Source organism: Methylomonas rivi, assembly GCF_024505165.1.
GTDB lineage: Bacteria > Pseudomonadota > Gammaproteobacteria > Methylococcales > Methylomonadaceae > Methylomonas > Methylomonas rivi.
Genome location: NZ_JANIBK010000033.1, coordinates 26,110 through 36,506, shown reverse-complemented (window position 1 = coordinate 36,506; position 10,397 = coordinate 26,110). Strand labels below are relative to the sequence as shown.

At 52.9% G+C, this 10,397-nt stretch carries 14 protein-coding genes; 13 read left to right on the top strand and 1 reads right to left on the bottom strand.

Going from position 1 to position 10,397, the window contains the following annotated elements:
- Positions 1-476, bottom strand: a 476-nt coding sequence (locus NP596_RS08595; RefSeq protein WP_256614904.1) for an ABC transporter ATP-binding protein, incomplete at its 3' end; no start/stop codon positions are given.
- Positions 477-620: 144 nt separating this feature from the next.
- Between NP596_RS08595 and NP596_RS08590 the strand changes: the two genes are divergently transcribed.
- From NP596_RS08590 to NP596_RS08530, 13 genes are all read left to right on the top strand, one after another.
- Complete coding sequence (locus NP596_RS08590; protein WP_305891720.1) at positions 621-1,595, top strand: KpsF/GutQ family sugar-phosphate isomerase; 975 nt, start codon at positions 621-623, stop codon at positions 1,593-1,595.
- A 9-nt stretch (positions 1,596-1,604) separates the two neighbouring features.
- Positions 1,605-2,138: a KdsC family phosphatase gene (locus tag NP596_RS08585; RefSeq protein WP_256614903.1), complete on the top strand. Its 534-nt coding sequence runs from the start codon at positions 1,605-1,607 to the stop codon at positions 2,136-2,138.
- On the top strand, positions 2,135-2,701 hold the full coding sequence (gene lptC / locus NP596_RS08580; protein WP_256614902.1) for an LPS export ABC transporter periplasmic protein LptC: 567 nt from the start codon (positions 2,135-2,137) through the stop codon (positions 2,699-2,701). Before NP596_RS08585 ends, lptC begins: the two co-directional genes overlap by 4 nt.
- Positions 2,688-3,188 carry a lipopolysaccharide transport periplasmic protein LptA gene (gene lptA / locus NP596_RS08575; protein ID WP_256614901.1) on the top strand — a complete coding sequence of 167 codons (501 nt, stop codon included), beginning with the start codon at positions 2,688-2,690 and terminating at the stop codon, positions 3,186-3,188. The genes lptC and lptA overlap by 14 nt, the downstream gene beginning before the upstream one ends.
- A gap of 1 nt (position 3,189) precedes the next feature.
- Complete coding sequence (lptB, locus tag NP596_RS08570; protein WP_256614900.1) at positions 3,190-3,915, top strand: LPS export ABC transporter ATP-binding protein; 726 nt, start codon at positions 3,190-3,192, stop codon at positions 3,913-3,915.
- A 13-nt stretch (positions 3,916-3,928) separates the two neighbouring features.
- Positions 3,929-5,365 (top strand): RNA polymerase factor sigma-54, encoded by a 1,437-nt coding sequence (locus tag NP596_RS08565; protein WP_256614899.1) that lies wholly within the window; start codon positions 3,929-3,931, stop codon positions 5,363-5,365.
- A gap of 40 nt (positions 5,366-5,405) precedes the next feature.
- Positions 5,406-5,696 (top strand): ribosome hibernation-promoting factor, HPF/YfiA family, encoded by a 291-nt coding sequence (gene hpf, locus NP596_RS08560; protein ID WP_256614898.1) that lies wholly within the window; start codon positions 5,406-5,408, stop codon positions 5,694-5,696.
- A gap of 52 nt (positions 5,697-5,748) precedes the next feature.
- Positions 5,749-6,606, top strand: coding sequence for an RNase adapter RapZ (gene rapZ / locus NP596_RS08555; protein ID WP_256614897.1), 858 nt, complete (start codon positions 5,749-5,751; stop codon positions 6,604-6,606).
- 36 nt (positions 6,607-6,642) lie between these two features.
- On the top strand, positions 6,643-7,998 hold the full coding sequence (gene mgtE, locus NP596_RS08550) for a magnesium transporter (protein WP_256614896.1): 1,356 nt from the start codon (positions 6,643-6,645) through the stop codon (positions 7,996-7,998).
- 73 nt (positions 7,999-8,071) lie between these two features.
- Positions 8,072-8,812 carry a septum site-determining protein MinC gene (gene minC, locus NP596_RS08545; protein WP_256614895.1) on the top strand — a complete coding sequence of 247 codons (741 nt, stop codon included), beginning with the start codon at positions 8,072-8,074 and terminating at the stop codon, positions 8,810-8,812.
- Between the two features lie 21 nt (positions 8,813-8,833).
- Positions 8,834-9,646: a septum site-determining protein MinD gene (gene minD, locus NP596_RS08540; RefSeq protein WP_256614894.1), complete on the top strand. Its 813-nt coding sequence runs from the start codon at positions 8,834-8,836 to the stop codon at positions 9,644-9,646.
- On the top strand, positions 9,646-9,900 hold the full coding sequence (minE, locus tag NP596_RS08535; RefSeq protein ID WP_256602763.1) for a cell division topological specificity factor MinE: 255 nt from the start codon (positions 9,646-9,648) through the stop codon (positions 9,898-9,900). The genes minD and minE overlap by 1 nt, the downstream gene beginning before the upstream one ends.
- A gap of 81 nt (positions 9,901-9,981) precedes the next feature.
- Complete coding sequence (locus tag NP596_RS08530; protein ID WP_256614893.1) at positions 9,982-10,179, top strand: winged helix-turn-helix domain-containing protein; 198 nt, start codon at positions 9,982-9,984, stop codon at positions 10,177-10,179.
- The last annotated feature ends 218 nt before the right edge of the window (positions 10,180-10,397 follow it).

Here is a 10,397-nt window from a genome sequence, read left to right as displayed (position 1 = left end):
GCCAGCGCCACCCGCCGGGCCATGCCGCCGGACAGTTCGTTCGGCATCAAATGGCGGGCGCCGCGCAAGCCGACGGCCTGCAATTTCATCAGCACCAGGCTGCGGATCATGGATTCCGGCAGATGCGTGTGTTCCCTCAATGGAAAAGCCACATTGTCGTAGACATTCATGTCGGTCAGCAGCGCGCCGCTTTGGAACAGCATGCCCATGCGTTTGCGCAAACCATACAAGTCCTTGGTCTTCAGTTTATGTACGTTTTGACCGTCCACGCGAACGTGGCCGGCATGCGGATACAGTTGGCCGCCGATTAATTTGAGCAAAGTGGTTTTGCCGGTGCCGCTGGGGCCCATGATGGCGGTGACTTTGCCGCGCGGAATATTCAGACTGATATCGTCGAAAATTTTTCGCGTTCCGCGGGAAAAACTAAGGTTTTCGACGGTAACTATATGATTTGTTGAGCTTGCGCTTATAGGCATTTGCCGAGGTTTCAAGATTTTTTTTGAATTTAGGATGACTATTTTGTATGAGTCGTTAAGAATAAGTCAATGACTCGAGATGAAAAGGTCGGCAATAACATGCAATAATGGTTCCTTTTTTAACATTTAGACGGGAGCATCAGTTTGGCGCGCGATGAGGATATTCAAGCATTGGCGATTGCGGTCATACAAACCGAAACCAAGGCCGTTGCCAAGCTGGCCGAACGCATTGACGAGCAATTTATCCGCGCCTGCCGTTTATTATTGGCTTGCAAGGGCCGCGTCGTCGTCACCGGCATGGGGAAATCCGGGCATATCGCCGGCAAAATCGCCGCCACGTTGGCCAGTACCGGAACCCCGGCTTTTTTTGTGCACCCGGGCGAGGCCAGCCACGGCGATCTGGGTATGATTACCCGGCAGGATGTGGTGTTGGCGCTGTCGAATTCCGGCGAAACCGAAGAAATTTTGACGATTTTGCCTATCATTAAGCGGCTGGGCGTACCGCTGATTGCCATGACCGGCAATACCGGATCGGCTTTGGCCAAGTTCGCAAGCGTACACCTTAATGTGGCTGTCGAGCAGGAGGCCTGTCCGTTGGGACTGGCTCCCACGGCCAGCACCACGGCGGCCTTGGTGATGGGCGATGCCCTGGCGGTTTCGCTGCTGCAAAGCAAGGGATTTACCCGTGACGATTTTGCCTTGTCCCATCCGGGCGGCAGTCTGGGCAGGCGCTTGTTATTGCAAGTTAGCGACATTATGCACCGCGGCGCCGAAGTGCCGATGGTTGCCGATTCGGTGACGGTCAGTAAAGCCTTGCTGGAAATGACGGAAAAGAAACTGGGGATGACGGCGGTGGTCGATCAAAGCCAGCGCGTGGCGGGCATCTTCACCGACGGCGATTTGCGGCGCATGCTGGAGAAAAATCTGGACGTACACGTTACCCGGGTTGCCAGTGTCATGACGTGCCCGGGGACGGTGATTACGAGCGGCATATTGGCCGCGGAAGCCATGCAAATTATGGAAGCCAAAAAGATCAATGCCCTGTTGGTCGTCGACGAAAACCGGCGTCTGGAGGGTGCGTTAAATATGCACGATTTGCTGCGGGCCGGTATTGTTTGAGGAGAAGGCATGCTGAATATATCGCGGGCGCAACAAGATAAAATCAAGCTGCTAAAGTTATTGATATTGGATGTCGACGGGGTGTTGACCGACGGGCGTTTGTTTTTCGACGACAACGGCAGGGAATATAAATGCTTTCATGCCCGCGACGGCCATGGCATTAAATTGTTGCGCCAATCCGGCGTCGAGGTAGCGGTGATTTCCGGCCGAAAATCCAACTCCGTGGCCTTGCGCATGCAAAGCCTGGGGGTCGATTTAGTCTACCAGGGCCACGAAAACAAGCGGGCGGCCTTTGCCGAGATTCTGCAAAACCTGAATTTGCGTCCCGAGCAGGCCGCCCACGTTGGCGACGATGTACTGGATTTGCCGATTATGCTGCAAGCCGGCTTCGCGGTGGCGGTTGCCGATGCGAATTTTGCCGTCAAGCAGCGCGCGGACTGGTGCACGTTGGCGCCGGGCGGATTGGGGGCGGTGCGCGAGGTGTGCGACCTGATCATGCAGGTGCAGGGCACTTTTGAGGCGATGTTGCAGAACTATTTATGAATTTTTGGGATAAATACCAACTGTTTATTTATGTGGCCGCGGCGGCGTTGCTGACGTGGTGGTTGCAGCAGTTATACGAACAGCGCGCCATCGAAATTAAAGTGGCGGAAAATAGCCCCGATTTTTTCAGTTCGGGCTATTACAAACAAGAAATGGGGCCGGATGGCTTGCCCAAGAGCGAATTGACGGCGGCAAGCATGCGCCATTATAAAGCGGACGGATCCACCCATCTGGAGCGGCCGGTGATGGTTTTGCATAACCCTAATGCCGCGCCGTGGGTGATTCGATCCGATAGCGGCGTCATGGCGGCCGACGGGGACAATCTGCAACTGAACGGCAAGGCGGTTATCGATCGCGCGGCAGAGCGGGGCTCTTCGGCCTTGACAATCGATACGTCGGATTTACGGGTTAAATTGTCAACCCATTTTGCGGAAACAACGGCTTGGGCGGATATCGTTAGCCCACCCAATCGAACATCGGGCACCGGTATGGAAGTAACCTTTGTGAGTCCTATTCACTTGAAATTATTGTCCAAGGTTAAAGGGCGTTATGAAATTAAGTAAGTTTATCGGCTTGGGGCTGTTGCTGTCCGCGCGTCTGGCATTCGGTTTGGAAACGGACGCCGAGCAGCCCGTGTATATCGATTCGGATAACGCGGTTTACGACGAAAAGGCGGAAGTCAGCACGTATACCGGTAATGTGGTGGCCAAGCAGGGTAGCATTAGAATCGACGCCGATAAACTGGTGGTTTATATGAAAGACGGCGACATTATCAAGTTGGTGGCGACCGGGAAGCCTTCGAAATTCGAACAGTTACCCGCCGTGGGCAAGGAAAAAATGTACGGGGAAGGTTTGGTCAACGAATTTTATCCCGACAAAAATTTGCTGATCTTTATGCAAAATGCCTCGGTCTGGCAGGGGGATGCCAAACAATCCAGCGACCATATCGAGTATGATACTAAAAACTCTCTGCTGAAGGCCGGCGAGCCCCGCGCGGACGGCAAGCGCGTCCATTCCGTGATCAAACCCAAAGCAAAACCGGCTCAGTGATATGGCGCGTTTAAGGGCGGAACAATTATTCAAAAGTTATAACCGGCGCAACGTTGTTAACGGGGTCAGCCTGCAGGTTGACACCAGCGAGGTGGTCGGTTTGCTGGGGCCCAACGGCGCCGGTAAAACCACCAGTTTTTATATGCTGGTGGGCTTGGTCAAGGCCGATGCCGGAGAAATTTATCTGGATGATCAGCGTATTACCCACCATCCCATGCATAGGCGGGCCCGGCTGGGCATAGGCTATTTGGCCCAGGAAGCTTCGGTGTTCCGTAAATTGAGCGTGGCGGATAACTTGCGGGCAGTCTTGCAGATTCGCGCCGACCTGACCGACGGCCAGATCGAGTTGATGATCGATGAATTGCTGGGCGAGTTCGGCATCAGCCATTTGCGTAACCAGCAGTCCATGGGGCTGTCGGGCGGGGAGCGCCGGCGGGTGGAAATCGCCAGGGCGCTGGCGTCGGAGCCGCAGTTTATTCTGCTGGACGAGCCGTTTGCCGGCGTCGATCCGATTTCGGTGCTGGAGTTGCAAAAAATTATTGCCCAATTGAAGGACCGGGGCATCGGCATATTGATTACCGAGCATAAGGTTCGGGAAACGCTTGAAATATGCGATCGGGCCTACATCCTGAATGCAGGAGGGGTGATTGCCGAGGGAGCCTCGCGGCAATTGGTTGAAAACGAGGAAGTCCGCCGCGTATATTTGGGCGACACATTTAGCTTATAGAGATCGGGTAGTTATGAAGCAATCTTTACAGCTCAGAATTGGTCAGAGCCTGACGATGACGCCGCAATTGCAGCAGGCGATTAAACTGTTGCAGATGTCGACCCTGGATCTGCAGCAGGAAATTCAACAGGCGTTGGAATCCAATATGATGCTGGAGGTTGAAGAGGACGATTTGCCGACCCTGGAGTACAGGGAAAAGAAAACCGAAAATAACGATCAGGTCACCAGCGAGGGCTCGCAAACGGACCTGCCGGACGAACTGCCGGTCGATGTCAGTTGGGATGACGTCTATGAAAGCGCCTTGCCGGCCGGAGACGATTCGTCCGATAGCGCCGAATTCGAAACCTTTCGCGGCAAAACCCAAACCCTGCAAGACCATTTGATCTGGCAATTGGAATTGACCCATGTCTCCGAGCGCGATTACGCCATTGCGGTGGGGATTATCGACGCCATTAACGACGACGGCTATGTCGCCACCGATTTGAACGATATTTACCAGGGGTTGCTGGAGCAGTTGGACGATCTGGAAATGGACGAGGTGCAGGCCGTATTGCACATGATCCAGAATTTCGATCCGGTCGGTGTCGGCGCGCTGGATTTGGCGGATTGCTTGCGGTTGCAAGTGCTGCAATTGCCCGACGCTACCCCTTATAAAGCCGACACGCTGGATTTCGTTACCCGGCATTTGGAACTGTTGGCCAGTTGCGATCAGGCCCGGCTGATGAAACGGGTCGGTTTCAACGAAGAGCAATTGAAAGGGGTTCTGGCTCTGATACGCAGTTTGGATCCCAAGCCCGGCGCGCGTTTGCAGGAAATGGACGTGGAGTACGTGGTGCCCGACGTGTTCGTCCACAAGGTCAAGGACCAATGGCAGGTCACGCTTAATCCCGATATCGCCCCCAAGCTGCGCATCAATCCGTTCTATTCCGGCATGATCAAGCGGGCCGATAATAGCCAGGACAATGTCAGCATGAAAAACCACATGCAGGAAGCGCGTTGGTTTATCAAAAGCCTGCACAGCCGCAACGATACGCTGTTGCGGGTGGCCAAAAGTATCGTGGAAAAGCAGGGCGAATTTTTCGAGCACGGTCCGATTGCCATGAAAGCCATGGTGTTGCGCGATATCGCCGAGGAATTGGAACTGCACGAATCCACCATTTCCAGGGTCACCACACAAAAATACATGCACACGCCGCAGGGGGTGATCGAATTTAAATACTTCTTCTCCAGCCATGTCAGCACGGAAGGAGGAGGGGAGTGTTCCGCCACGGCGATCAGAGCACTGATAAAAGAGTTGGTGGGGAATGAAAATCCGGCCAAACCCTTAAGCGATAGTAAAATATCCGACTTATTGAACGAGAAGGGCATCAATGTGGCGCGCCGTACCATTGCCAAATACCGCGAAGCCATGTCGATTCCTTCCACCAGCCAGCGGAAAAGGCTAATTTAATCTAACGGGAAGCACATTTTTTATAAACAGGAGTATTTCCATGCAAGTCAGTATCACAGGTCATCACGTAGAAGTCACCGAGGCATTAAGAGCCCATGTGGAAGACAAAATCAGCAAATTAAAACGCCATTTCGATAATGTGGTCGATGTTCACGTCATCTTGACCGTCGAAAAACTGGAACAAAAAGCGGAGGCTACCGTGCAAATCAGCGGCGCAAAGCTGTATGCCGACGATACGCAAGAAGATATGTATGTCGCTATCGATAACATGGTCGACAAATTGGACAGACAGATTGTCAAACACAAAGAAAAATTACAAAACCATCGTTAATTACTAAGCCACCAGGGCAGGGCGAAGCTGGGCTTCGCCCTGTTAATAGTTTATGAAATTGGTCATTATCAGCGGCTTGTCAGGCTCCGGAAAAAGCATCGCTCTGGATACGCTGGAAGATTGCGGATATTACTGCATCGATAATTTACCGGTCGTCTTGCTGCAGGATTTTATTGACCATGTGATGCTGGAAGATAGGCAAACCTATCAAAAAACCGCCATCGGCATCGATGCTCGCAATCAAACCGAAAACTTGGCGGATTTTCCCAATAATCTGAAATTTATTCGGGATAAAGGTATCGAATGCGAAGTGGTGTATATGCATGCCGAGGAAAATATCATCCTCAAGCGCTATAGCGAAACCCGCCGCCGGCACCCGCTCACCACGCCCGACAGGCCCTTGCGGGAAGCCTTGGAAATCGAGCAGGAAGTGTTGCGGCCGTTCGCCGTTCATGCCGATATTACGATCGATACCAGCTATACCTTGTATCACCAGTTAAGGGGGTTGCTGAAAAACTGCCTGGGCGAAAAGGGCAAGGGCAGTTTGTCGATTTTATTTCAGTCCTTCGGGTTTAAATACGGTATTCCGTTGGACGCGGATTTTGTATTCGATGCCCGCAGTTTGCCCAATCCCTATTGGGTAGCGGAATTGCGCGGACATAACGGCAAAGACCAGCCGGTTATCGATTTTTTGCAAAGCGAAACCATAGTCCAGGAATTTTTGCAGGACATCAGCCGGTTTATCGAACGCTGGGCGCCCCGTTTCGAGTCCGATAACCGCAGCTATCTGACCATTGCCATTGGCTGTACCGGCGGGCAGCACCGTTCGGTTTTTTTGGTCGAAGCGCTTAGCCAATATTTTAAAGACAAGATTCCGAATGTGATCGTCAGGCATCGCGAGCTGCGCTAGTCGAAAGCGTGGTCCCTAAAAATAATCGTTTCCATTATGTCATCATTGCCGATAGAAAATAATAAACAGCTGCTGGACAGAGTCAGCAAGATCCTGGAAAAAGGCTCCCAGATTGAAATCAGAAATCTGGTGCATTCTTTATATCCCGCCGAAACGGCGCATATTCTCGAATCCCTGGGGCCGGAACAACGCGCCAAAATTTGGGAGGTGATTCCGCCCAGCGTGATGGGGGAGATTCTGATCGAGGTCAATGTCGAAGTGGGTAGCGGCCTGCTGAAAATCACCGACCGCAAGGACCTGATCGCCGCTTGCGAAAATATGGGGTCGGACAACATGGTCGACCTGTTGCATGTGCTGCCCGAACCTTTGCTGTCGCAAGTTATTGAGACCATTGGCGCGCAAAACCGCAGCCGCTTCGAAAAAGACCTGCGTTACGGCGAGCATACCGCCGGCGGCTTGATGTCCCGGGATGTGCTGACGGTGCGTTCCGATGTGACTTTGGATGTGGTGGCCCGTTATCTAAGGAAGCGCGGTAAAATTCCGGCGGGCACCGAAAGCTTAATTGTGGTCGACCGCACCGAACAGTTTCAGGGGGTTTTGCCTTTAAGCCAGTTTCTGGCAAGCGACCCGCACAGCAAGGTGGCCGACGTGATGGATAACCGCGGCATTGCCGTTATATACAGCATGCCCAGCCGCGATGTGGTGAGGCTGTTCGAGCAGCGCAAATTATTGGCTATGCCGGTAGTGGCGGATGACGGCAAGGTCATCGGCCGCATCGCCATAGACGATATCGTCGGCGCGATTCGGGAAGAAGCGGACCACTCGCTGATGGGCATGGCCGGCTTGACCGAGGAGCACGACATGTTCGCGCCGGTGGTCACCAGCGCCAAGCGCCGCGCCGTCTGGCTGGGCATCAATTTGCTGACCGCCTTTTTAGCGGCGTGGGTGATCGATTTATTCGAAGATACCATTCAGCAGATCGTGGCGTTGGCGGTATTGATGCCCATCGTTGCCAGCATGGGCGGTATCGCCGGCAGTCAAACGCTGACCTTGGTAATCCGCGGTCTGGCGCTGCAGCAAGTATCCTCCGGCAATACCATGAGCCTGTTGCTTAAGGAAGTGTCGGTCGGTTTGGTGAACGGTCTGGTCTGGGCGGTCGTGGTGGCCGGCGTGGCCGGCTTCTGGTTTCATGACATGCATCTCGGCTTGCTGCTGGGGTCGGCCATGCTGATAAATCTGGTGTGCGCGGCATTGTCGGGAGTGACCATTCCGGTGGTGTTGGACCGGCTGGGCATCGATCCGGCCTTGGCGGGCGGGGTATTGTTGACCACGGTAACCGATGTGGTGGGGTTTATGGCATTCCTGGGTTTGGCAACCCTGTTCCTGCTCTAAGTCGCGCTATGCTTTTTCCGGCGGATAATGATAGTATTTCCCTTACAAATAGCTGATTCCCTTTGAAAACTCTATGTCGACCAGTTCCCCCACGTTGCAAAAAGCAGCTTTAGAGTTTAAAAGCACCTCATTGACGGTGCCGGTATTGCTGTTGGCGAGTAACGATGAACTGCATATCGAACAACAATTACAAGAAAAAATCGCCCAGGCGCCGGAGTTTTTCAGGCATTCGCCCTTGCTGATCGATTTGCAAAAATTGAATAGCCAGGGCCTGGATATCGATTTGCAAGCGCTGGTTAAACGGGTGCGCGATTTGGCGTTTATGCCCATCGGCATCCGCGGCGGCAACGAAAAGCAAAATCATGCGGCCCTGGAGATGAATCTGCCGGTTCATTCCATGCACGGCAGCAATACGCCCATGACGAATAAACCGGCCGCGAAAACCCTGGCGGTGCCGGAAGCGGAAGCAACCAAGCAGCCTGAGCAAACCCTCGAAAACAAATTAATCACCCAGCCGGTGCGCTCCGGGCAGCGGGTTTACGCCAAAGGCGATTTGATAGTCACCGCTACCGTGAGCGCCGGCGCCGAGATCATGGCCGAAGGTAATATTCATGTGTACGGTTCCCTGCGCGGACGGGCCCTGGCGGGGGTATTGGGGGATATCAATAGCCGGATTTTTTGCTCCGATCTGCAGGCGGAATTGATTTCGATAGCCGGTATTTATCAGCTCAGCGATGATTTAAGTCCGGAAACGGCGCACAAACCCGTTCAAATCAGTCTGGATAACCAGACCCTAATTATTAAAGATATTTAAGCTTTCCTCGGAGGAATAACATTGGCCAGAATTATCGTCGTAACGTCAGGAAAAGGTGGTGTGGGTAAGACCACAACCAGTGCGGCTATCGCAATGGGCCTGGCAAAAAGAGGCCATAAAACCGCGGTTATCGATTTTGATGTGGGATTGCGCAACCTGGATTTGATCATGGGCTGCGAACGCCGGGTGGTTTATGATTTGGTCAACGTCATCAATAACGAAGCGACCCTGAACCAAGCCTTGATCAGGGACAAACGCTGCGATCAGCTTTATATCCTGCCGGCTTCGCAAACCCGGGACAAAGATGCCTTGACCACGGAAGGCGTCGGCAAAATTCTCGAGGAACTGGCAAAAGAATTCAAATACATCGTCTGCGATTCGCCGGCGGGTATCGAGCGCGGCGCGACCCTGGCCATGTACTTTGCCGACGATGCGTTCGTGGTGACCAACCCCGAAGTCTCTTCGGTGCGCGATTCCGACCGCATGTTGGGGATTTTGTCCAGCAAGTCGCGCCGGGCGGAAAGAGGAGAGGACCCCATCAAGGAATACTTGTTGCTGTCGCGGTATTCGCCCGACCGCGTCAAACTGGGCGAAATGCTGAGCGTGGACGATGTTCAGGAAATTCTATCGCTGCATTTGTTGGGCGTGATTCCGGAGTCCAAATCGGTATTGAATGCTTCAAATTCAGGCACGCCTGTCATCCTCGACGAACAAAGCGATGCCGGTCAAGCCTATCAGGACATCGTGGCCCGGTATTTAGGGGAAGACAAACCCCATCGTTTTATTGAGGAAGAGAAAAAAGGCTTGTTTAGCAAGCTGCTAGGGAGAAAGTAATGAGTCTCTTGGATTATTTCAGATCATCGAAACCGAGCAGTGCCTCGCTGGCAAAAGAGCGCTTACAAATTCTGGTTGCCCATGAACGCTCCTCGCGCAACCAGCCTTCGTACTTGCCACAATTGCAGCAGGAGTTGCTTGCGGTCATTCGTAAATATGTCAACGTCGGCCAGGATGCCATTACGGTTAACTTCGAACAGGATGGCAATCAGGAAACCCTGGAGTTGAATATCGTACTACCCGACGACCGCTAAGCGTTTTCGGTACAATAAAGTTCGCATGAATGAGCCGGCAAGGCCAAAGATGGTTTTTTTGTTGAAATGTGAGGTGTTGAAATGAGAGATGTAATTGGTGATGCGGCTGGTAAAATTTGGCACTATCTGAATGAAAATGGTGATGCCAGTGTCTCTAAAATCACAACGGAAACCGGTCTGGGCAAAAATGAAGTCCAGCGCGCGATTGGCTGGCTGTTGAAAGAAGATAAACTGAATATCGAAACGATAGGACGCGCGGAAACCCTGTCCCTGAAATAAAACATTCCCGCGGCCCTGCATTAAGCTTGGCCTAAGCAGAGCGAGTCAGAATAATGGGCGTTTGCCCGGTTTGATGGATGCTTGACTTAGGCCGGGTTTTGCAGGGTTTTTTTTGGGCGGATGTCGGGCGTAATCCGGTATGCCGGCCAAAACCGGACTACACTACTGTAACCGCTAAAACATGCATGCCGATTGTAGTACCCAGCGCACCCTAAAAT